This window comes from Streptomyces sp. CB01580, from assembly GCF_001905795.1.
Classification (GTDB): Bacteria; Actinomycetota; Actinomycetes; order Streptomycetales; family Streptomycetaceae; genus Streptomyces.
Map to the genome: position 1 here is coordinate 107,358 of NZ_LIXJ01000015.1, position 21,402 is coordinate 128,759.

The 21,402-nt window shown below is 70.9% G+C and carries 18 protein-coding genes; 9 read left to right on the forward strand and 9 right to left on the reverse strand.

Features of this window, described 5'->3' with window-relative positions:
• Nucleotides 1–5: 5 nt before the first annotated feature.
• On the reverse strand, nt 6–1,265 hold the full coding sequence (locus AMK22_RS21755; protein ID WP_073787411.1) for an NAD(P)/FAD-dependent oxidoreductase: 1,260 nt from the start codon (nt 1,263–1,265) through the stop codon (nt 6–8).
• Between the two features lie 144 nt (nt 1,266–1,409).
• On the reverse strand, nt 1,410–2,912 hold the full coding sequence (locus AMK22_RS21760) for a deoxyguanosinetriphosphate triphosphohydrolase (RefSeq protein ID WP_242434087.1): 1,503 nt from the start codon (nt 2,910–2,912) through the stop codon (nt 1,410–1,412).
• A gap of 144 nt (nt 2,913–3,056) precedes the next feature.
• On the opposite strand from AMK22_RS21760, the gene AMK22_RS21765 reads away from it, so the two are divergent.
• Nucleotides 3,057–3,788: a SanA/YdcF family protein gene (locus tag AMK22_RS21765; protein ID WP_073787413.1), complete on the forward strand. Its 732-nt coding sequence runs from the start codon at nt 3,057–3,059 to the stop codon at nt 3,786–3,788.
• 4 nt (nt 3,789–3,792) lie between these two features.
• Here the strand turns inward: AMK22_RS21765 and AMK22_RS21770 are convergent, their stop codons facing one another.
• The gene (locus AMK22_RS21770) at nt 3,793–4,419 is read right to left on the reverse strand and encodes an NADPH-dependent FMN reductase (RefSeq protein WP_073787415.1); all 627 of its coding nucleotides are present in this window, start codon (nt 4,417–4,419) and stop codon (nt 3,793–3,795) included.
• 189 nt (nt 4,420–4,608) lie between these two features.
• On the opposite strand from AMK22_RS21770, the gene AMK22_RS21775 reads away from it, so the two are divergent.
• The 3 genes from AMK22_RS21775 to AMK22_RS21785 all read left to right on the forward strand — a co-directional run bounded on the left by AMK22_RS21775 (nt 4,609) and on the right by AMK22_RS21785 (nt 7,453).
• Nucleotides 4,609–5,412, forward strand: a complete 804-nt coding sequence (locus tag AMK22_RS21775) for an aminotransferase class IV family protein (RefSeq protein WP_073787417.1) — start codon at nt 4,609–4,611, stop codon at nt 5,410–5,412.
• 556 nt (nt 5,413–5,968) lie between these two features.
• Complete coding sequence (locus AMK22_RS21780; protein WP_073787419.1) at nt 5,969–6,562, forward strand: hypothetical protein; 594 nt, start codon at nt 5,969–5,971, stop codon at nt 6,560–6,562.
• 267 nt (nt 6,563–6,829) lie between these two features.
• Complete coding sequence (locus AMK22_RS21785; RefSeq protein WP_073787420.1) at nt 6,830–7,453, forward strand: class F sortase; 624 nt, start codon at nt 6,830–6,832, stop codon at nt 7,451–7,453.
• A 77-nt stretch (nt 7,454–7,530) separates the two neighbouring features.
• Here AMK22_RS21785 and AMK22_RS21790 read toward each other — a convergent pair whose 3' ends face one another.
• The 5 genes from AMK22_RS21790 to dusB all read right to left on the reverse strand — a co-directional run bounded on the left by AMK22_RS21790 (nt 7,531) and on the right by dusB (nt 15,440).
• Entirely contained in the window at nt 7,531–8,322 is a 792-nt protein-coding gene (locus AMK22_RS21790) for a TSUP family transporter (RefSeq protein WP_073787422.1), read from the reverse strand.
• A 168-nt stretch (nt 8,323–8,490) separates the two neighbouring features.
• Complete coding sequence (locus AMK22_RS21795; RefSeq protein ID WP_073787424.1) at nt 8,491–8,904, reverse strand: VOC family protein; 414 nt, start codon at nt 8,902–8,904, stop codon at nt 8,491–8,493.
• 232 nt (nt 8,905–9,136) lie between these two features.
• A complete protein-coding gene (locus tag AMK22_RS21800) occupies nt 9,137–10,111 on the reverse strand; it encodes an ArsR/SmtB family transcription factor (protein ID WP_073787426.1) in 975 nt (324 codons plus the stop codon).
• Between the two features lie 739 nt (nt 10,112–10,850).
• Nucleotides 10,851–13,598, reverse strand: coding sequence for a pyruvate, phosphate dikinase (gene ppdK, locus AMK22_RS21805; RefSeq protein WP_073787428.1), 2,748 nt, complete (start codon nt 13,596–13,598; stop codon nt 10,851–10,853).
• 693 nt (nt 13,599–14,291) lie between these two features.
• Nucleotides 14,292–15,440, reverse strand: a complete 1,149-nt coding sequence (gene dusB / locus AMK22_RS21815) for a tRNA dihydrouridine synthase DusB (RefSeq protein ID WP_073787432.1) — start codon at nt 15,438–15,440, stop codon at nt 14,292–14,294.
• Nucleotides 15,441–15,552: 112 nt separating this feature from the next.
• Between dusB and AMK22_RS21820 the strand changes: the two genes are divergently transcribed.
• The 5 genes from AMK22_RS21820 (at nt 15,553) to AMK22_RS21840 (ending at nt 20,625) form a co-directional block, all read left to right on the forward strand.
• Entirely contained in the window at nt 15,553–17,037 is a 1,485-nt protein-coding gene (locus tag AMK22_RS21820; RefSeq protein ID WP_073787434.1) for an MFS transporter, read from the forward strand.
• A 235-nt stretch (nt 17,038–17,272) separates the two neighbouring features.
• A complete protein-coding gene (locus AMK22_RS21825) occupies nt 17,273–17,788 on the forward strand; it encodes a toxin-antitoxin system HicB family antitoxin (protein ID WP_073787436.1) in 516 nt (171 codons plus the stop codon).
• Nucleotides 17,789–17,926: 138 nt separating this feature from the next.
• Complete coding sequence (locus tag AMK22_RS21830) at nt 17,927–18,769, forward strand: DUF4097 family beta strand repeat-containing protein (protein WP_073787438.1); 843 nt, start codon at nt 17,927–17,929, stop codon at nt 18,767–18,769.
• 75 nt (nt 18,770–18,844) lie between these two features.
• Nucleotides 18,845–19,846 carry an ATP-binding cassette domain-containing protein gene (locus tag AMK22_RS21835; RefSeq protein ID WP_073787440.1) on the forward strand — a complete coding sequence of 334 codons (1,002 nt, stop codon included), beginning with the start codon at nt 18,845–18,847 and terminating at the stop codon, nt 19,844–19,846.
• On the forward strand, nt 19,843–20,625 hold the full coding sequence (locus AMK22_RS21840; protein ID WP_073787442.1) for an ABC transporter permease: 783 nt from the start codon (nt 19,843–19,845) through the stop codon (nt 20,623–20,625). The genes AMK22_RS21835 and AMK22_RS21840 overlap by 4 nt, the downstream gene beginning before the upstream one ends.
• A gap of 242 nt (nt 20,626–20,867) precedes the next feature.
• Here the strand turns inward: AMK22_RS21840 and AMK22_RS21845 are convergent, their stop codons facing one another.
• Entirely contained in the window at nt 20,868–21,113 is a 246-nt protein-coding gene (locus AMK22_RS21845; protein ID WP_073787444.1) for a DUF6243 family protein, read from the reverse strand.
• Nucleotides 21,114–21,402 lie beyond the last annotated feature (289 nt).

Here is a 21,402-nt window from a genome sequence, read left to right on the forward strand (position 1 = left end):
CCGCCTCAGCTCAGCGAGGTCAGCGGCACCGACGGATCGGCCAGTGCGTCCGGGTCGATCTGCCGGCCGGACCGGACCAGCTCCTGCACGCTCTCGGTGACGTCCCACACGTTGACGTTCATCCCGGCCAGCACCCGCTGGTCCTTCAGCCAGAAGGAGATGAACTCGCGCTTGCCCGCGTCGCCCCGGATGACCACCTGGTCGTAGCTGCCCGGCGGCGCCCACCCCGAGTATTCGAGGCCGAGGTCGTACTGGTCGGAGAAGAAGTACGGCACCCGGTCGTAGCTCACGTCCTGGCCGAGCATGGCCCGGGCCGCGGCCGGGCCGCTGTTCAGCGCGTTCGCCCAGTGCTCCACGCGCAGCCGGGCGCCGAGCAGCGGATGGGCCACGTTGGCAACGTCCCCCGCCGCGAAGATGTGCGGGTCGCTGGTGCGCAGGGAGGCGTCGACGGCGATGCCGCCGCCGTCCTTGCGCGCGGCCATGGCGAGGCCGGCGGTCTCGGCGAGGGCGGTACGCGGGGCGGCGCCGATCGCGGCGAGCACGTCGTGGGCGGGGTGCTCCTCGCCGTCGTCGGTGCGCACGGCGAGGACGACGCCGTCCTGGCCGACGATCTCGGTGAGACGGACGCCGAAGTGGAAACGCACCCCGTGGTCCTGGTGCAGCTGGGTGAAGATCTGCCCGAGCTCGGGGCCGACCACATGGTGCAACGGCGTCGGTTCCGGCTCGATGATGGTGACCTCGGCCCCGTATCCGCGCGCCGCCGCCGCGACCTCCAGACCGATCCAGCCGGCCCCGGCGATCACCAGATGGCCGTTGTCGCGGCCGAGGGAGGTCAGCACCTTGCGCAGCCGGTCGGCGTGGGCGAGGCGGCGCAGGTGGTGGACGCCGGCCAGGTCCGTGCCCGGGACGGGCAGGCGGCGCGGCTCGGCCCCGGTGGCGAGCAGCAGCTTGTCGTAGTGCACGACCGTGCCGTCGCCGAGCCGTACGGAGCGGTCCACCCGGTCGAGGGCGGTGACGGGCTGGCCCAGGTGGAGTTCGATCTCGGCACCCGCGTACCAGGCGGTCTCATGGACGAAGACGCTGTCCCGCTCCTCCTTGCCGGACAGATAGCCCTTGGACAGCGGAGGCCGTTCGTAGGGATGGTCGCGTTCGTCGCCGAGAAGGATCACCCGGCCGCTGAAACCCTCCGCCCGGAGCGTCTCGGCCGCCTTCGCTCCTGCCAGTCCTCCACCGACGACGACGAAGGTCTGATGTGCGTCGACCACTTGTTGCCTCCTCGATGCTCGCTGCGCGGGGCCCGACTGCGAGCGTCCCGCACGCAGCGTGATGGCGAAAGGGGGTGTACCCCGATCAGGTCATGCCCGTCTCGGGCCGGGGCGCATACGGGCGGTGTACGCGGGCGGAGCCGGTCAGCGGCCCGGTGCGGTGAGCACCGCGTGCAGGGAGCGCGCCGAGGCGTCGGTCAGGGCGGCGATCTGGTCGACGAGGACCCGCTTGCGGGCCCGGTCGTCGGGGGCGGCGTCGAACAGGGCCCGGAACTGCGGCTCCAGCCCCTCGGGGGCGCGCGCGGTGAGCGCTGCGGCCAGTTCGGCGATGACGATGCGCTGGTCGGCGCGGATCGCCTCCTGTTCGGCGCGCTGCATGACGTAACGGTCCGCGACCGCCTTGAGCACGGCGCACTCGTTGCGCGCCTCGCGGGGGACGACGAGCGCGGCCGCGTACCGGCCGAGCCGGCCGGTGCCGTACGCCTGCCGGGTGGCGCTCTCGGCGGCCAGGCAGAACCGGCCGATCAGCTGGCTCGTCGCGTCCTTCAGCCGGGCCTGGGCGACGGCGGACCCGTCGTAGCCGTGCGGCCACCAGTCCTGGGCGATGAGCCGGTCCAGGGCCTCGGCCATTTCGTCCGGAGCGGTGTCCGCCGGGACGTAGCGGCCGATGGCGACCGCCCAGATCTCGTCGCGCTCGGGCTCGGCGTACAGGCAGTTGGGGTCGATGTGCCCGGCGTGCAGCCCGTCCTCGAAGTCGTGCACCGAGTACGCGACGTCGTCGGACCAGTCCATGACCTGGGCCTCGAAGCAGGTGCGGTTCGCCGGGGCGTCGCGGCGCACCCACTCGAAAACCGGCAGGTCGTCCGTGTACACCCCGAACTTCGGCGTGTCGGGGTCGCCGGGCCGGCCGCCGCGCGGCCACGGGTACTTGGTGGCGGCGTCCAGGGAGGCACGGGTCAGGTTGAGTCCGACGCTGACCAGCGCCCCGGTCCGGGTGTCGGGCACGAACCGCTTCGGTTCCAGCCTGGTGAGCAGGCGCAGCGACTGGGCGTTGCCCTCGAAGCCGCCGCAGTCCGAGGCGAAGTCGTTGAGCGCCTGCTCGCCGTTGTGGCCGAACGGCGGGTGGCCGAGGTCATGGGCGAGACAGGCCGTCTCGACCAGATCGGGGTCGCAGCCGAGGGCCGCCCCGAGCTCGCGGCCGACCTGGGCGCATTCCAGGGAGTGCGTGAGCCGGGTCCGGGGGCTGGCGTCCCAGGCCCGGCTGCGGGTGCCGGGGGTGACGACCTGGGTCTTCCCGGCGAGCCTGCGCAGCGCGGCGGAGTGCAGCACCCGGGCGCGGTCGCGTTGGAAGGCGGTGCGGCCGGGACGTTTGTCCGGCTCGGCGTCCCAGCGCTCGGCGTCGGCCGCGCGGTACGGGGTCGGGCCCCGGCCGTGTGCGCCCGTGCCGGTGCCCGGGGGTTCCCACGCGCTGTCCGGGCAGTCGGGGCGGTCCGCATCGGCCTCGCGCTCCGTACGGTTCTCGGCGTCCGTACGGTCTTCCGCGTCCGTACAGTCCGGGGCGTCCGCGCGGTCCGGGGCGTCGTCACGGTCCGGCCCGTCCGTGCCGGGTGTGCTCTCCGTACGGTCCATGCCGTCCATGCCGTCCATGTGTCCGACAGTAGACGGCCGGGCCGACACGATCGGAAACAGTGACGAAGTCGACGGAACCGGGCAGTGCTGAACCATTTCCCCCCGCTTCTCGTCCGATCATGCGAGACATCAGCGACGGGGCACGGACTTGAGGAGACACCGATGGGGGAACGACGACCGGGACGGCCGGCGCGGTGGCTCGGGCGCGTGCGGCCCGTCCGGCTCGGCCGGCCGTGGCCGCGCACCCGGCGGGGGCAGCGGCGCCTCGTCCAGGCGGTGATGCTGACGTGCGTGGCCGCGCTGGCCCCCGCGACCTGGATGCACACCGCCGCCGACGGCCGGGTGAGGACCACCGCGGACGTGCCCGCGCGGCAGGTCGCCGTGGTCTTCGGGGCCGGGCTGTGGGAGGGCAGACCGACGCCGTACCTGGCGCACCGGCTGGACGCCGCCATCGAGCTGTACCGGGCCGGGAAGGTGAAGGTCGTGCTCGTGACCGGCGACAACAGCCGCGAGGAGTACGACGAGCCGGACGCCATGCGCACATACCTGCGCGCGCACGGGGTGCCGGACGGGCGGATCGTGAGCGACTTCGCCGGTTTCGACACCTGGGACTCGTGCGTACGGGCCAAGAAGATCTTCGGGGTCGACCGTGCGGTGCTGGTGACCCAGGGGTTCCACATCCACCGGGCGATCACGCTGTGCCGGAGCGCCGGCATCGACGCGTACGGGGTCGGCGTCGACGCCGTGCACGACGCGACCTGGTACTACGGCGGGGCACGAGAGGTGTTCGCGGCGGGGAAGGCGGCGCTGGAAGCCACCTTCGAGCCGCAACCGCGCTTCCTGGGCCCGCAGGAGCCCGGGGTCGCGCGGGCGCTGGCGGCGGACGACTGGTAGGACGTCAGGTCCCGTACGGGCGCACGGCCCTGGCGTCGCGCAGGGCGCGCCCCCACCAGACCAGCTGGTCGAGAAGCGCCGTGGCCGCTGCGTCGGCGTCGGCGGGGTCCCGGTGCCTGCCCTCGTCGTCGAACTGGGCGCCCGCGTAGGCCATCGACACCGTTTCGCGGATGCCGACGGCGTGCAGTTCCGCGAAGACCTGCCGCAGGTGCTCGACCGCCCGCAGCCCGCCGGACACCCCGCCGTACGAGACGAATCCGACGGGCTTGGCCTGCCACTCGTCGCGGTACCAGTCGATGAGGTTCTTCAGTGGAGCCGGGTACGAGTGGTTGTACTCGGGGGTGATGACGACAAAGGCGTCGGCCGCCGCGAGCCTGGCGGAAACGGCCGCCAGACGGGCCTGCGCGTCGGCGTCGGGCCGGTACGAGAGGGCGACGGGGAGGTCGAGTTCCGCGACGTCGATCAGGTCCGTCCCGATGTCCGGATGTCCGGCGGCGCGTGAGAGGAACCAGTCGGCGACGACGGGGGCGAACCGTCCCTCCCGGTTGCTGGCGAGGAGGACGGCGGCCTTGAGCGGCTCGGTGGCGGTGTCCGCGGACGCCGTGGGCGAGGGTGCTGCGGTGAGATCCATGCGACGAGGCTCGTAGATCAACCAAGGTTGAGGTCAAGCCGCGCGCCCTCGTCGGTCTTCGGCGGCTCGACCGTGGTTCTTCTTCGACGGGTTCCCGACGCTTTTCGGCGGTCCTTCGGCCACCTTTCGGCGGTCGTTCGGCGACTTCCCGGCGGCTCTTCGTCGCCCCCCTCGGCATACGGTGAACGCATGACGACTCCCACTCCCTTCCCCTACGCCGAGTTCGACGGGCATCCGGCGACCGAGGCGGATCTGCGGATTCCGGCTTTCCTCGACTACGGGCACTTCACGGCCATGCAGGTCAGGGACGGGAAGGTACGCGGTCTCGCGCTGCACCTGGCCCGGCTGGACTCCGCCAACCGGGAGCTGTTCGAGCGCCCGCTGGACGGGGACCGGGTCCGCGGGCTGATCCGGCACGCGCTGGACGGCGCCGGGGTACGGGACGCGTCGGTCCGGGTGCAGGGCTTCCTGCCGACGGAGGGCGAGGAGACGACCGTCATGGTCACGGTGCGCGGACCGGCCCGGAAGCCGACGGAACCGCACCGCCTGATGTCCGTTCCGTACGTCCGGACCGTGCCGCACATCAAGCGGCCCGGCGAGTTCGGCCAGACGTACTACGCGAGGCTCGCCGCACGTTCGGGTTGCGACGAGGCGCTGCTGACCACGCCGGACGGCACGGTGACGGAGGCGGCGATCCACAACATCGGATTCTGGGACGGGACTTCGGTCGTCTGGCCCGACGCCCCCGCCCTGCTCGGCATCACCATGGCCCTGCTGGAACGGGACCTGCCCGGCGCGGGGCTGGAGTCCGTACGACGTCCGGTGGCGCTGGACGGGCTGGGCGCGTTCCGGTCCGCGTTCCTCACCAACTCGCAGGGCATCGCACCGGTCCGACGCATCGACGACGTCGAGTTCACGGTGGACGAGGACCTGATGGAACGGATCGGGCGGGTGTACGACGCCGTGCCCTGGGACAGCGTCCGAGACGTCTGAGATCCGAGACGTCCGAGACCGGACGGGTACGGGCCCGGCCCCCTGCACCGGCCCGCCCCCGGGCCGGGGGTCCGGCGCGGGGCGAGGGCCTGACGCGGGGCTCGGCCCCCGTTCCCGGCTCGGTGCGGACACGGAACCGCCCCGCCTGCCCGGAGGGGCGAGCCCGGTGGACCGGCGGGGCGGGGGGCGGTCGTATGCGCCGTCCCGTGGGGGGTGACTGACATGTGCCCGGCGCCCACGAGGTCATGCGTGTGATGTGCGCCACTTTCGCGACGGTGGCGTCACCCATTCGGCACCGATTTCCGCGAAACCGCCGCCATCCTGCCCGATCACCCCCGCGACCTGCGCGGACGTGGTTTGGCAAGGGGGCCACGCCGTGCTGTTCGGGTGGAAGCTGACTTGGTGTCAGCAGGCATGGGAGGCGCACCCCCCGTTAGCTCGGAGTCAGAACACAGCCGCTCGCGAAACAGCTGCTCAGCCGCCCGGCTGTTCGACCGTTCGCGGGACGGCCGCTCGCGCACATCGCCGGAGGAACCCCATGCGTCCTGCTCGCCCAGTGACCGCTGCCACCACCATCACCATTCCCATAGCCGCGCTCGCCCTCTTCGCCACAGGGCAGCCCGCGTACGCGGGTGCCACCGGTACGGCACGGACCGGCTCGGCCGCCACGGCGCCCGTCGACGATGCCCTGCGGGAGCGCGGGTTCCTCCTGGAACCCGCGCTCCCGCAGGAACAGGGCGGCGGGGACGGATCGACGGGGACCGGACGCGACACCCCCTTCGGAGGCCTCAACGTCCCCTCGCTGCTCGACTCCGTCGGCGGGCTGAACGCCGTCTCCGGGCTCGGGACCGCCAGGAACAACGAGGGCTCGAACGAGGGCGGCAACCGGAACTCGTCCGAGGGCGGCGGCTCGTCCCGCCGCGAGGACTCGTCCGGACGCGACGATTCCTCAGGGCGCGACAACGGATCCGGACGCGGCAACTCGTCGGGGTCCGACGCTCCGCGCGGGGGCGTCAGAACTGGCGTCGGCGGCAGTGTCCGTTCCGACACCACCCAGATCGCGGCGGGAGCCGGCGTAGTCGCCGGAGCCGCCGCCGGCGGAGCCTGGCTCCTGCGTCGTCGGGCGAGCGGCACGCGGGCAGCCGGCTGACGGAGACGGATTCACGTCTCCGTACCCGCCTGGTTCCCGTCCCGGTGGTCGCGCGCCACCGGGACGGGACCGCACCTGTTTCCGCGCCCGTCCCCTGGACGTGCCGGAACCGGTGCCCGCGCCGGGCCCGGATCCATGCGTGTGCCCGCGTCCCTACCGGATCCCTTGTTCATGCCGGAGCCCGGATACGTGCCGGTGCCCGTATCCGTACCGGCGCCTCTCCCCCGTCCCCGTACCCGTCTTCGTTCCGTCACCCGGAGGACGACCGTGTCCCAGAAGGGCAAGGGCTGGCTGCTGGCCATCGCCGCGCTGGCAGGTGTCTGGCTGATCCGCCATGGCGCCGACGCACAGCTGACGCCACCCCAGCCGACCACCGCGCAGGCGTTCGCCGGTGCCCCGGCGCCGCTGCCCGGATCACCCGTCGCCGAACCGTTGAAGCCCTCGGCCCCCGTGCGCATCCGGATCCCGAGCATCCGCGTCGACGCCCCGATGATGCGGCTCGGGCTCGGCACCGACGGAAGTCTCGACGTGCCACCGGCCGAGGACCGCAACGTCGTGGGCTGGTACCGGGGCGGCACTCCCCCGGGCTCCAAGGGCAGCGCGATCGTCGCCGGTCACGTCGACAACGCGCAGGGACGCTCGGTCTTCTACGACCTGGGCGCCCTGCGGAGGGGGAGCACGGTGGAGGTGGTCCGCCGGGACGGCCGCACCGCCGTCTTCTCGCTCGACGCGATCGAGGTCTACGGCAGTGACGACTTCCCCGACGAACGGGTGTACGGCGACTCGCCCTACGCCTCGCTCCGGCTGATCACCTGCGGCGGCGGGTTCTCGAAGAAGACCGGCTATCAGGGCAACGTGGTGGCGTACGCGCACCTCACCGAAGTGCGCTGAGAGCACTCTCACGACGGCCGCCCGCCAACGGGCACTCACGTCCGGCCGCCCGTGAACGACCGCCCACGATCGAGCGCTCACGCCACCCACTGGTCGAACGCCAGCTTCGCGACCAGCGAGAACACAACGACCAGCAGCACACCGCGGACGAAGCCGCTGCCCCTGCTGAGCGCCATCCGCGCGCCGACGAGGCCGCCCACCAGGTTGAACACCGCCATCAGCGCACCCAGTTGCCACATGACGTTGCCCTGGTACGCGAACATCGCCAGCGCCCCGCCATTGGTGCAGACGTTGACGATCTTGGCGTTGGCGGACGCCGTCACCAGGTCGAGGTGGAGCACCGCGGTCAGGGCCAGCACCAGAAACGTTCCGGTGCCCGGGCCGAACAGTCCGTCGTAGAAGCCGATGCCACCGCCGACCAGCAGGATCGCGGCCACGATACGGGCGCGGGTGACCTCCGGCCGCGCGCCGTCTTCCTCCGCCGCCCTTCCGAACGAGGGCCGCAGCATCACGAACGCCGCGACCGCCAGCAGCACCACCATGATCACGGGGCGCAGCACGGCGCTGCTGATGCCCGCGGCGAAGAACGCGCCGGCCATCGATCCGGCCAGGGCCGCCAGCCCGATCCGCAGGGCCGTCCAGAGCCTGACCGGCGCCTTGCGCAGGTAGGTCACGGCGGCGCCCGTGGTGCCGACGATCGCGACCGCCTTGTTGGTGCCGAGGACCTGCGCGGCGGGGACTTGCGGGAGCCCCAGCAACAGTGCGGGCAGCAGGAGCAGTCCGCCGCCGCCGACCACCGCGTCGATCCAGCCCGCAGCCGCTGCGGCGAGACAGAGGACGACCAGTGTGGTGAGTGCTATGTCGGACATGACCACGACACTAAGGACGTGATCACGCACCCGTCCAACCACTCGGGCCGGTTCGCGGAAAAGCTGAGCAGGATCTGAGCTTCCCCGTCCCCGGGCCCCGGACCGGGGCTCCCCGCGGGCTCCCCGGTCTCCGGTCCCGGTCCCGGCTTCCCGGCGGGCGGCCGGGGCTCAGCCCTGCTGCTCCGCGACGGCGGCCGGGTCCATCCACATGACCTCCCAGATGTGACCGTCCGGGTCCTGGAAGGAACGGCCGTACATGTGGCCGAAGTCCATCGTCTCGCCGGCGGGCGATCCACCGGAGGCGAGGGCGGTGTCGGCCATCTCGTCGACCTTCTCGCGGCTCTCCGCGCTCAGCGCGAGGATCACCTCGGTGGTCCTGGAGGTGTCCGCGATCTCCTTCTTGGTGAAGTCCTTGAATCGGGACTCCGTAAGGAGCATGGCGAAAATGGTGTCGCTGATGACGAGACAGGCGGCGTTCTCGTCGCTGAACTGCGGGTTGCAGGAGTAGCCGAGCTTGCCGAAGAACGCCTTGGCCGCTTCGAGGTTCTTGACCGGCAGGTTCACGAAGATCATCTGAGACATGTTCGTTCCGCTCCATCTGATGTTCGAATGCTTTACGACAGGTAGACCGCGCGACCGCGCGGAACTCATCGGTGTCCGCGAAAAAAGTTCTTTCCCCGTCGCGAGGCCCGCTGAACGGCCCACCCGCGAGGCCCGGCGAACGGCCCTCCCACGAGGCTCGGCGAGCGGCCACCGGAGCCATGGCGCGGCCGGCCAGGCAGGCGGGTGGGCGAGCAGGCGGGCGAGGCGGCGGTCAGGACATGGCGAGCGGCGCGCCACCCCGGAGCAGCGATCCGCCCAGCGGGGTCAGCGTGTGCAGGACCGAGCTGCCGTGCCGCAGCGTGTGGATCAGACCGGCCTCGCGCAGCACACAGGCGTGCTGGCTCGCGGAGGCGAGCGATATCCCGGCGCGGAGGGCGAGTTCGCTGGTCGTGCAACCATTGCCGATGACCCGCAGCACGGTCGAGCGGGTGTTCCCGAGGAGCCGGCCGAGCCAGGGGCCCGGTTCGGCGAAGACCGGGGCGCGGGAGTGCGTGACCGGGTAGACGAGGACGGGCGGGAGCCGCTGGTCCCGGTAGACGACCGGGGTGACTCGGCAGAAATAGGACGGCTGGAGCAGCAGTCCCCTGTCGTTCAGATGGATCTCGCGGTCGAAGGGATAGTCGGCCTCCAGCACGGGCGGGCGCCAGCGGATCATGGGCGGGAGGGAGGCGAGCAGCTCCTCGGTCCCGCCGTCCAGGAGGGCGCGGCCACGGACGGCGCGGTCGGCCTCGACGCTGGACCGGATGTGCGGCCAGTAGGGTTCGATCGCGGCGCGGTGATAGGCGCGCAGGGCGTCGGCGAGTCGACCGAGCGGCTCGACCCGCCCGTCCAGGACCCGGCCCGACATGCGACGTCCGGCGTCCAGCAGGGCCAGTTCGTCGCGTATCCGGCCGGGCGGGGTGTCGCGCAGCGCCTCTATTCCGGTGTCGATGGTGTACGGATCGCCGCTTTCCTGAGAAGGTGTCAGGAAGTCCGGGAAATAGCCACGCGGTGGAATCACGGCAGCCAACAGGCGTACTTCATTGTTCAACCGTGGCCGGGTTTCTTTACGCCATTCCCCGAACACCGTCGAACCGCGCCGGTCCCGCAGCCGGTGGAAACTCAAAATGGTTTCCCACAGCGCGTCCGGCCGAGTGGCCATCCGCACCTTGGACAGGTCCACTCCGGACATGTGGATACGCAGCACCGGGCCCCCACCTGTTGCACGTGCAATTACCCCCACCCAAGGGTATGCGACCCATAACAGCACGTCACCACGGGGTTTCGGCCAGAGGTGAAACGTCTCGCCTCCGCACGTCGCCACCGGAAAGCTGTACGGCGTCGGGTGCGTATCCGGAGCCACCGGAAGAGCGAGTGAAGGCCGTGGGGGGTTTTGCTCGTTCGGCGGCGGTCGGCGACGGTGCGGCTCCGCACCCGACGGGGGTAAGCCGGGGTGCGGTCCGTGGGTGGGGATCCACGGGCCGTATCCCGGTCCGTTACGGGTACCCCGCTCGCCGCGGCACCGTGGCCCTTTCGGCCCTGCCGCCGCGTTACCGCATCGGTTACGGGATCCCGATCCGATACCGGCCCATATCTTTCTGCATTGAACAAACTTCTTGCATTGAAGAACAAAGAAATGGCACAGAATCGCACAGCCATTTCACCGCCCCTAGCCGGAGCGACGGCGCAGGCGCGCGAGCACCCAGGCGGACAGGCACGCAGGGACTCGGGCACGCAGGGACTCGGATGGAAGCAGCCGGAAGGCGGCACACGGCCGGGGCGGAACGAGGCGGCGGCCCCTGTGCGGGGGCCGCCGCCTCGAGAGTTCCGGCTCCGGAGGTCCGGTGCCGGAATTCCCGGTACCGGAAGTTCCGGGGCCGCCGCCGGGGCCGCTGAGGGGTACGAACCGGCGGGCGGCGGCCCCGGAAGTCGGGGGACGGACCGCGTCAGCGGCTGTCGCTGCCGACGGACTCCGCCGCCGCCCGGCCCGCTTCGAGGCGGGCGACGGGGATGCGGAACGGGGAGCAGGACACGTAGTCCAGGCCCACCTCGTGGAAGAAGTGCACCGAATCCGGGTCGCCGCCGTGCTCGCCGCAGACGCCCAGCTTCAGGTCCGGGCGGGTGGCCCGGCCGGCCTCGACGGCGCTGCGGACCAGCGAGCCGACACCGTCCCTGTCGATCGTCTCGAACGGCGACACCCCGAAGATGCCCTTCTCCAGGTACGCGGTGAAGAACGATGCCTCCACGTCGTCGCGGGAGAACCCCCACACCGTCTGGGTCAGGTCGTTCGTGCCGAAGGAGAAGAACTGCGCGGCCTCGGCGATCTGCCCGGCGGTCAGCGCGGCACGCGGCAGCTCGATCATGGTGCCGATGGACAGCTTCAGCTGGGTGCCGGTGGCCGCCTCGACCTCGGCGATGACCTGGTCGGCCTCGTCGCGGACGATCTCCAGCTCCTGCACCGTACCGACGAGCGGGATCATGATCTCGGCACGCGGGTCGCCCTTGGCGTTCTTGCGCTCGGCCGCGGCCTCGGCGATCGCCCGTACCTGCATGGCGAACAGTCCGGGAATGACGAGGCCGAGACGGACGCCGCGCAGGCCGAGCATGGGGTTCTGCTCGTGCAGCTTGTGCACCGCCTGGAGCAGACGCAGGTCGTTCTCGTTGGCGTCCTGGCGGGCCTCGGCGAGCGCGACCCGCACCGAGAGCTCGGTGATGTCGGGCAGGAACTCGTGCAGCGGCGGGTCCAGCAGCCGCACGGTGACGGGCAGTCCGTCCATCGCCTCGAACAGCTCGATGAAGTCGGCCTTCTGGAGCGGGAGCAGCTCCGCCAGCGCGGCTTCGCGCTCGTCGTCGGTGTCCGCCAGGATCAGCTTCTCGACCAGCCCGCGCCGCTCGCCGAGGAACATGTGCTCGGTGCGGCACAGGCCGATGCCCTGGGCGCCGAAGCGGCGGGCCCGCAGCGCGTCCTCGGCGTTGTCGGCGTTGGCGCGTACCCTCAGCCGGCGCACCCGGTCCGCGTACGCCATGATCCGGTGCACGGCGGAGACCAGTTCGTCGGCGTCGTCGGCGCCCGCGTGCATCCGGCCCTCGAAGTACTCGACCACCGGGGACGGCACGACGGGCACCTCGCCCAGGTACACCTTGCCGGTGGAGCCGTCGATGGAGACGACGTCCCCCTCCTCGACGACCCGGCCGCCCACCGTCATCCGGCGGCGCTTGGTGTCGACCTCCAGCTCCTCGGCACCGCAGACGCAGGTCTTGCCCATGCCGCGGGCGACGACGGCGGCGTGCGAGGTCTTGCCGCCGCGCGAGGTCAGGATGCCCTCGGCCGCGATCATGCCGTCGAGGTCGTCGGGGTTGGTCTCGCGGCGGATCAGGATGACCTTCTCGCCGGAGCGGGACCACTTCACGGCGGTGTACGAGTCGAACACGGCCTTGCCGACCGCGGCGCCGGGCGAGGCCGCGATGCCCCGGCCGAGCAGCTCGGTGTCCGCCTCCTCGTCGAAGCGCGGGAACATCAGCTGCGCGAGCTGGGCCCCGTTGACCCGCTGGAGTGCCTCGGCCTCGTCGATCAGGCCCTGGTCGACGAGCTGGGTCGCGATCCGGAAGGCGGCACCTGCGGTGCGCTTGCCGACCCGGGTCTGCAGCATCCACAGCCGGCCGCGCTCGATGGTGAACTCGATGTCGCACAGGTCCTTGTAGTGCGTTTCGAGCTTCCCCATGATCTGCATCAGCTGGTCGTACGACTTCTTGTCGATCGACTCCAGGTCGGCGAGCGGCACCGTGTTGCGGATACCGGCGACGACGTCCTCGCCCTGCGCGTTCTGCAGGTAGTCGCCGTAGACGCCCTGGTGGCCGCTGGCCGGGTCGCGGGTGAACGCGACGCCCGTGCCGGAGTCGGGACCGAGGTTGCCGAAGACCATCGAGCAGACGTTGACGGCGGTGCCGAGGTCGCCGGGGATACGCTCCTGGCGGCGGTACAGCTTGGCCCGGTCGGTGTTCCACGAGTCGAAGACCGCCTTTATGGCCAGGTCCATCTGCTCGCGCGGGTCCTGCGGGAAGTCGCGTCCGGCCTCGCTCGAAACGATCTTCTTGAACTGCTTGACCAGCTTCTTCAGGTCGGCCGCGTCGAGATCCACGTCGACCGTGACGCCCTTGGTCTCCTTCGCCGCCTCCAGCGCCTCCTCGAAGAGGTCGCCGTCGACGCCGAGCACGGTCTTGCCGAACATCTGGATGAGGCGCCGGTAGGAGTCCCATGCGAACCGCTCGTCGCCCGCCTGCGTGGCGAGACCGGCCACGGACTTGTCGGACAGACCGATGTTGAGGACCGTGTCCATCATGCCGGGCATCGAGAACTTCGCGCCGGAACGGACCGAGACCAGCAGCGGGTCGTCCACCTGGCCGAGCTTCTTGCCCATCCGCGCCTCAAGGGCGTCGAGGTGCGCGCTGACCTCGTCGCGCAGCTCCGCCGGCTCCGCTCCGCTCTCCAGGTAGACCTTGCACGCCTCGGTGGTGATGGTGAAGCCCGGGGGAACGGGCAGACCGAGGTTGGTCATCTCGGCGAGGTTCGCGCCCTTCCCACCGAGGAGGTCCTTCAGATCCTTGTTGCCCTCGGTGAAGTCGTAAACGAACTTCTGCCCCTGGGACTCCGGGGATTCCGGGTTGGATACGTGGGGATCTTTGTTTTCCGACACGGGTCTCGACTCCTCGAAGACGCGGTGGCTGCCCTGACGGCGAGGAACATACCCAGATCGAAGGTGTCTGGGTACGTCCACTTGCGCGTCATGGGGGCGCAGCCACTCGTCCGCCAGCAGATCGAAAGTGACGCAGCCCGTCCTCCCACCGAAGAAAAGCGTTCACCTCTTGAACACATCACCACTCGCCGCAGTCAATAATCTCCCTTTCGACCACTCTGCGCAACGGAAGCGTCGATCGATCAAAATACGAGCCACTGGCACCGAGTGCCATCATTTGAGAAATGCACCCCTCAAAATTGCGCTCATCTGAGCGGGTCGACTCTCAGGGTGGCGAGAATCACTCTACGAGCGGCGCTCAGATGTCACCATCTGGACACGTGAAAAGCGCTCGCCGGTCACGCACAGATCAATAAGGACTAGCTCAGCGTGAGCAAAGCCGCTTCGCGGCATGCGCCACGGGTGCATTCGCATGCCCACCCGGCCGAATATCGCCGAATCTGGCCGAATCCAACGCTCAGATGAGTACGCCATCTGTAGCGGCACGCGGTGCCTCATGTGCGGGAGGGGCGCAGGCGTCGGGAGGGGCGCGGGACGCCGGGCCGCGGAAAGGTCGAGGGCCCGCCGGGGAGTACGTTCCCGGCGGGCCCTCGGCGCCGTCGCAGGCCCTTGGAGGCCGTCCGCGACCAGCACTCAGCCGCCCGATGTGTCCAGTTCCGCGTCCGCGCTCACGCCCGCGCAGTCGTAGGGGTCCTTCAGCCAGCCGTCCGGCAGCACCACGCGGTTGTTCCCCGAGGTGCGCCCGCGCGGCCCGTCGGCGCCGTCCGGCCACGGCTGGTCCAGGTCGAGCTCGTTCAGCTGCGAGCCCAGCTCGTCCAGCGAGGAGGTGACCGCCAGCTTCTTGCGCATCTCCGAGCCGACCGAGAAGCCCTTGAGGTACCAGGCGACGTGCTTGCGGAAGTCGATCACGCCCCGCGCCTCGTCGCCGAGCCACTCCCCCAGCAGCGTCGCGTGCCGCAGCATCACGTCGGCGACCTCGCGCAGCCGGGGCTCCCGCCTCGTACCCGTGCCCTCGAACGCGCTCACCAGGTCGCCGAACAGCCAGGGACGGCCCAGGCAGCCGCGCCCGACGACCACGCCGTCGCAGCCGGTCTCGCGCATCATCCGCTGCGCGTCGTCCGCGCACCAGATGTCGCCGTTGCCGAGCACCGGAATCTCCGGGACGTGCTCCTTGAGCCGGGCGATGGCGTCCCAGTCGGCGGTGCCGCCGTAGTGCTGGGCGGTCGTCCTGCCGTGCAGGGCGACCGCCTTGACGCCCTCCTCGACGGCTATCCGGCCGGCGTCGAGGTAGGTGAGGTGGTCGTCGTCGATGCCCTTGCGCATCTTGATGGTGACCGGCAGATCGCCCGCGTTGGAGACCGCCTGGTCGAGGATCGCGCGCAGCAGCGGCCGCTTGTACGGGAGCGCGGAGCCACCGCCCTTGCGGGTCACCTTGGGGACCGGGCAGCCGAAGTTCAGATCGATGTGGTCGGCGAGGTCCTCGTCGACGATCATGCGGACGGCCTTGCCGACGGTGACCGGGTCCACCCCGTACAGCTGGATCGAGCGCGGGGTCTCGCTCGCGTCGAAGTGGATCAGCTGCATGGTCTTCTCGTTGCGCTCGACCAGCGCCCTGGTGGTGATCATCTCGCTGACGAACAGACCCTTGCCCCCGGAGAACTCCCGGCACAGGGTGCGGAACGGGGCGTTGGTGATGCCGGCCATGGGGGCGAGCACCACCGGCGGCTGCACCGTGTGCGGGCCGATCCGGAGCTGCGGGAGCGAGGGGGCGAGCGTGGTCATTGCTCCATTGTCGCGTACGGCGCGGAACGGTCCGCCTCGGTCCGTGGCATGAAGTACCCCGTCCGGCCCCGCCCGGTCGGCAGGGTTCATTAGTTAACCGTACTATCGATGTATGCCCGAGCTCAGTCACCGCCGACGGCAACTGGTGCTGGCGATCTGCTGCATGAGTCTGCTGATCGTCAGTCTCGACAACACGGTCCTGAACGTCGCCCTTCCCTCCATCCAGAAGGAACTGCACGCCACCGTCGCGGGCATGCAATGGACGATCGACGCCTACACCCTGGTGCTGGCCTCGCTGCTGATGCTCGCGGGGTCCACCGCCGACCGGATCGGACGTCGCCGGGTGTTCCAAACCGGGCTGGTCCTCTTCACCCTCGGCTCGCTGCTCTGCTCCCTGGCACCGAACCTGGAGTCGCTGGTGGCGTTCCGGATGGTGCAGGCGGTGGGCGGTTCGATGCTGAACCCGGTCGCGATGTCGATCATCACCAACACCTTCACCGACCCGCGCGAACGGGCGCGTGCCATCGGGGTGTGGGGCGGCGTGGTCGGCATCTCGATGGCAGCGGGTCCGCTGGTCGGCGGGCTGCTGGTGGACTCGGTCGGCTGGCGCTCGATCTTCTGGGTCAATCTGCCCGTCGGCCTCCTCGCGCTGCTGCTCACCTGGCGCTACGTCCCCGAGTCCCGCGCCCCGAAGCCGCGCCGCCCGGACCCGGTGGGGCAACTGCTGGTGATGGCGCTGCTCGGCTCGCTGACGTACGTGATCATCGAGACGCCGACGGTGGGCTGGACCGCGCCGCATGTCCTGGGACTCGCCGTGCTCGCCGTCGCAGCTCTCGCCGGGCTGTTGCTGTACGAGCCGCGGCGCACCGAACCCCTCATCGACCTGCGGTTCTTCCGCAGCGCCCCGTTCAGCGGGGCCACCGCCATAGCGGTCTGCGCGTTCGCCGCGCTGAGCGGGTTCCTGTTCCTCAACACGCTCTACCTGCAGAACGTGCGCGGACTGAGCGCACTGCACGCCGGTCTGTACATGCTGCCGATGGCGGCCCTGACCTTCGTCTGCGCCCCGCTGTCCGGACGGCTCGTCGGTGGCCGGGGGCCGCGGCTGCCCCTGCTCGTGGCCGGGACGGCCATGACGGCGTGCGGGCTGATGTTCGCCGCGTTCGAGGCGGAGACGGACAACGTCCTGCTGTTCACCGGGTACGTGCTGTTCGGCATCGGCTTCGGCATGGTGAACGCGCCGATCACCAACACGGCCGTCTCCGGGATGCCCCGCGCCCAGGCCGGGGTGGCCGCGGCCGTCGCCTCGACCAGCCGTCAGGTCGGCGGGACGCTCGGGGTCGCCGTGATCGGCGCGGTGCTCGCGGCGGGCGTGGCCGGGACCGGATCGCCGCGCGGCTCCGCGTACGCGGCCGCCTTCGTGGACGCGGGCAGGCCCGCCTGGTGGATCATCACCGGATGCGGGCTGTGCGTCTTGCTGGTGGGGGCGCTGACGAGCGGGCGCTGGGCACGGGAGACGGCGCGCCGGACCGCCGTACGCCTGGAGGCCCGGACGGCCGCCCATGTCGGGAAGCAGCCCTCGGCGAGCTCCCGGGCCTGAAGCCGCTCCGGCCCCGCTCCGGCCGCCGGGCGGGGCGGCGCCACCGAGTGGCACCACTTGGCACCATCTGGCACCACCCCGCACACCCACAGGCGCATGAGCAGGCGTGGCGCCACCACGACTCACCCCGCCCCCATCACGTTTTCGCAGGTCAGAGCGATCACCCTCGCACCATCCCCGCATGCGACACCATCAGGGCTTGCACATGGCACCACAATGATGCCACCATGACGCCATGGACCTCACCCCGTATGTCGACACCCTGCGCCGCGAACTCACGGTGGCCGCCGAAGCCGGCGGGGAAGACGCCCGCGAGCTGGCCGAGCGGCTCACCGCTCCTCTGGAGTCGGCGACCCGTCTGACCATGCTCAATGTCCTCTCCGCCGCGATGGACGAGATCACCCGCGAGCTCGCCCCCGGCTCGGTCGACGTGCGGCTGCGCGGGCTGGACCCCGACTTCGTGGTGACGCCACCACCCGGCGGCGGCGTCACGGAAGCGGCCGTCGCACCCGTCGAACCGGTCAGGGCGCAGGCGCCCGCCGACAGCGACGAAGGCGGCACCGCCCGCGTCAATCTGCGTCTGCCGGCACACCTCAAGGCGCGGGCCGAGGAGGCCGCGAGCCGCGAGGGCCTGTCGGTCAACGCGTGGCTGGTGCGGGCCGTGTCGGCCGCGGTCGACGGCGGCGCGCGAGCGCGCACCCCGCAGAAGTCCCGCACCACCGGACAGAGCTTCACGGGCTGGGTGCGCTAGTGCTGCGACCGGAAACGTTCACCGGCAAACCTTTCCGGCCACAGCACTAGCCGCGCCCGCGCCCGCGCCCGCTCCACTTCACCCACACCACGTCCCACCAGCGGGGACGCCCCAAGGACTCATGAGGACGGTACAGCCATGCCTTCTTTCGACACTCCCGAACCGATTTTGGTCACCGCACACGTCGGCGCCGGCTCGATCCGGTTCACCGCGAGCGACCGCCTCGACACGGTCGTCGAGGTGCGGCCCGCCGGCCCGAAGCAGAGCAAGGACGTGCGGGCCGCCGAGCAGACCGAGGTGGTGTACGCGAGCGGCGTCCTGACCATCAGGACGAAGCAGCGCTACTTGATCGGCCCCACCGGCGCCGTCGACGTGTCGGTCGAGTTGCCCGCGGGCTCGCGCGTCGACCTGACCGGCTCCTGGACCCAGGTGGTGGGCGAGGGCCGCCTGGGCGAGGTCCAGGTGAAGACCTCGGGCGGAAACGTCCGCCTCGACATGACCGGGCCGCTCCAGCTGAACGCCTCCCACAGCTCGGTCTTCATCGACCGGATCGAGGGTACGGCGGGGATCACCACCAGCTCCGGCAACCTGCGCGTCGGCATCGTCGACGGTTCCGCCGTCCTGAAGAACTCGCACGGCAACACGACCGTCGCCGCCGTGACCGGCGACCTCCGGGTGAGCGGCGCCCACGGCGACATCGACATCGAGCGTGCCGAGGGCTCGGTCACCGCCACCACCGCCCACGGCGCCCTGCGCGTCGCCGAGGTCACCGGTGGGGTCGTCCACCTGGAGACCGCCTACGGCGGCATCGAAGTCGGCGTCCGCGAGGGCACCGCAGCCTGGCTCGACGTCAGCTCCGAGCGCGGGCAGGTGCACAACGCACTCGCCGACTCCGCCCCGCCGACGGAGACCGAGAACACCGTCGAGGTCCGTGCCCGGACCCGCTGGGGCAACATCGACATCCGCCGCGCCCGGGCCTGAGCACCGGCCCGCGGACTCGCCCGCTCCCCCATCACCTCAGCCCTCGAACGGGAGGACCCCATGCCCTCTTCTGTCATGCCCACACCAAGGACGGCCGGTTCGCGACCGCCCGCCGCCGTCTCCACCGTCGGTCTGCGTAAGTCGTACGGCGCCAAGACCGTGCTCGACGGCATCGATCTGCACATCCCGGCCGGGTCCGTGTTCGCGCTGCTCGGACCGAACGGCGCCGGCAAGACCACCACCGTGCAGATCCTGTCCACGCTCGTCGCCGCCGACGGCGGGCAGGCCCTGGTCACGGGCCACGACATCGCCACGTCACCGGACGAGGTGCGCGCCGCGATCGGCGTCACCGGGCAGTTCGCCGCCCTCGACGACCTGCTCACCGCCGAGGAGAACCTGCTCCTCATGGCCGACCTGCTGCGCCTCGGCAAGCACGAAGGCCGGTCCCGTACCCGGGAACTGCTTCAGCGGTTCGACATCGCGGACGTCGCGCACAAGCGGGCTGCCACCTTCTCCGGCGGTATGCGGCGCCGGCTCGACATCGCCATGACGCTGGTCGGCGACCCCCAGGTGATCTTCCTGGACGAGCCGACGACCGGGCTCGACCCGCGCAGCCGCCGCACCATGTGGGACACGGTGCGCTCGCTGGTCGCGGGCGGCACCTCCGTCTTCCTCACCACCCAGTACCTGGAGGAGGCCGACCACCTCGCCGACCGGATCGCCGTGCTCGACGGCGGCCGGATCATCGCCGAGGGCACCGCGGACGAGCTCAAGGCGCGGATCCCCGGCAGTCACGTACGGCTGCGGTTCACCGACCCCGCCGAGTACGAGCGCGCGGCCGCCGCCTTCCCCGGCGCGGCCCGCGACGACGAGAACCTCGCCCTGCGCGTGGCGGGCGACGGCGGCATCGACGCGCTGCGCGCCCTGCTCGACCGGCTCGACGCCGTCGGCATCCGGGCCGCCGACTTCTCCGTGCACACCCCCGACCTCGACGACGTGTTCCTCGCCCTGACCGGCGACGGCGCCACCGGCACCGGTACCACCTCCGCGCTTCACATCAAGGAGACCCTGCGATGAGCACCCTCGCCTACGCCGCGCACGACTCGATGACGATGCTGCGGCGCAACCTCAAGCACGCGATCCGATATCCGAGCGTGGGGTTCGGCAGCGCCATGACGCCGATCCTGATGCTGCTGCTGTTCGTGTACGCCTTCGGTGACTCGATCGGCGCCGGCATGGGCGGCGGCCGGGACGCGTATCTGAACTATCTGACCCCGGGCATCATCGTCATGGGGGTGGCCGCCGGCTCGATGTCGACCTCGATCGCGGTCTGCTCCGACATGACCGAGGGCATCATCAACCGCTTCCGCACCATGAGCATCACGCGCTCGTCGTTCATGACGGGCCATGTCATCGGCAGCGTCATCCAGACGATGGTGTGCACCGTGCTGGTCGTGGGCGTGGCGCTCGCCGTCGGCTTCCGCTCGGGGGCGAGCCCGCTGGAGTGGCTGGCCGCGGCCGGTCTGCTCGCGGCGATCGCGTTCGCCGTCACCTGGCTGTCGGTGGCACTCGGTCTGATCTCCAAGACCGTCGAGTCCGCGAGCAACAAGCCGCTGCTGATCCAGTTCCTGCCGTTCCTCGGCTCCGCCTTCGTGCCGGCCGACTCGATGTCCCCGGGCCTGCGCTGGTTCGCCCAGAACCAGCCGTTCACACCGATGACCGAGACCCTGCGCGGCCTGCTCTCGGGCTCGGAGATCGGGAACAACGCCTGGATCTCGCTCGCCTGGTGCGTCGGCATCGCCCTGGTCGGCTACGTCTGGTCGCGCTCGCTGTTCAACAGCACCACCAAGCACTGAGAGCCTGTCAGCACCACCAAGCGCTGAGAGCCCGTCAGCACCACCACGTGCTGAGAGCCCGTCCCGCCCCTGCGATCGACCCCGAAAACGCGCCACGGCGGAGGCCCCGATCCACTCGGGCCCTCCGCCGTGGCGTTCCGGTATCCGCCTCCTGACGCCCCGTCGGCAGACGGGGCGTCCTCACGCGTCCCGGCCGACGCCGTCGGCGAACAGCGCGCGTTCGTACGGGGGTCGGGGAGCGGTCAGCTCTGCGCCGGGCCGTCTTGCTCGGTCATGTCCGGCTGCGACGAGCCGTCCGACGACTCCTCCCGCGCAAGGTCCGGAGCCGACTGCGTACGCTCGCGCATCCTGCGCAGCAGTTCCTGCTTCTGGTCGTCGGCCGCCTTGCGGTCGGCCTGGCGTGCGGGGTCCATGCCCTGCTGGTCGGCGCGGGACAGCTTCTTGCGCTGTCCGCCCACGCCGAGGAGGCTGTTGCGGCTCTTGGCCACGGTGTTCTCCCATTCATGGTGAAGGGCGAGAGGGGGGAAGGAGGCCCGAGTCGGCCTCTGATCGATCCGGTGGGCGGCGGGTGCTCGGACCCGCCGCGCTCTCACTCGTAGATCTGGAAGAACGAAGAAGACATGGCGGCACCGTACTGCGCCCCGTCCGCCACCGCACCCGCTTTTCCCGCGCGTCGGCCCGGAACCGCGCACTGCGGCATACGACGGAGCCCCCGGCTCCTCCGCGCGGGGTGCGGGGAACCGGGGGCTCCGGCCGATGCCACGGACCGGGCCGCCG

Excerpts from the sequence above, each read along its gene's own strand:
- AMK22_RS21840 (WP_073787442.1), top strand. The coding sequence starts at position 19,843 with ATGAGCACCCTCGCCTACGCCGCGCACGACTCGATGACGATGCTGCGG.
- AMK22_RS21795 (WP_073787424.1), bottom strand. The coding sequence starts at position 8,904 with ATGTCTCAGATGATCTTCGTGAACCTGCCGGTCAAGAACCTCGAAGCG.
- AMK22_RS21820 (WP_073787434.1), top strand. The coding sequence starts at position 15,553 with ATGCCCGAGCTCAGTCACCGCCGACGGCAACTGGTGCTGGCGATCTGC.
- AMK22_RS21775 (WP_073787417.1), top strand. The coding sequence starts at position 4,609 with ATGACGACTCCCACTCCCTTCCCCTACGCCGAGTTCGACGGGCATCCG.
- dusB (WP_073787432.1), bottom strand. The coding sequence starts at position 15,440 with ATGACCACGCTCGCCCCCTCGCTCCCGCAGCTCCGGATCGGCCCGCAC.
- AMK22_RS21760 (WP_242434087.1), bottom strand. The coding sequence starts at position 2,912 with ATGGACGGCATGGACGGCATGGACCGTACGGAGAGCACACCCGGCACG.
- AMK22_RS21790 (WP_073787422.1), bottom strand. The coding sequence starts at position 8,322 with ATGTCCGACATAGCACTCACCACACTGGTCGTCCTCTGTCTCGCCGCA.
- AMK22_RS21830 (WP_073787438.1), top strand. The coding sequence starts at position 17,927 with ATGCCTTCTTTCGACACTCCCGAACCGATTTTGGTCACCGCACACGTC.
- AMK22_RS21835 (WP_073787440.1), top strand. The coding sequence starts at position 18,845 with ATGCCCACACCAAGGACGGCCGGTTCGCGACCGCCCGCCGCCGTCTCC.
- AMK22_RS21770 (WP_073787415.1), bottom strand. The coding sequence starts at position 4,419 with ATGGATCTCACCGCAGCACCCTCGCCCACGGCGTCCGCGGACACCGCC.
- AMK22_RS21825 (WP_073787436.1), top strand. The coding sequence starts at position 17,273 with ATGGACCTCACCCCGTATGTCGACACCCTGCGCCGCGAACTCACGGTG.
- AMK22_RS21765 (WP_073787413.1), top strand. The coding sequence starts at position 3,057 with ATGGGGGAACGACGACCGGGACGGCCGGCGCGGTGGCTCGGGCGCGTG.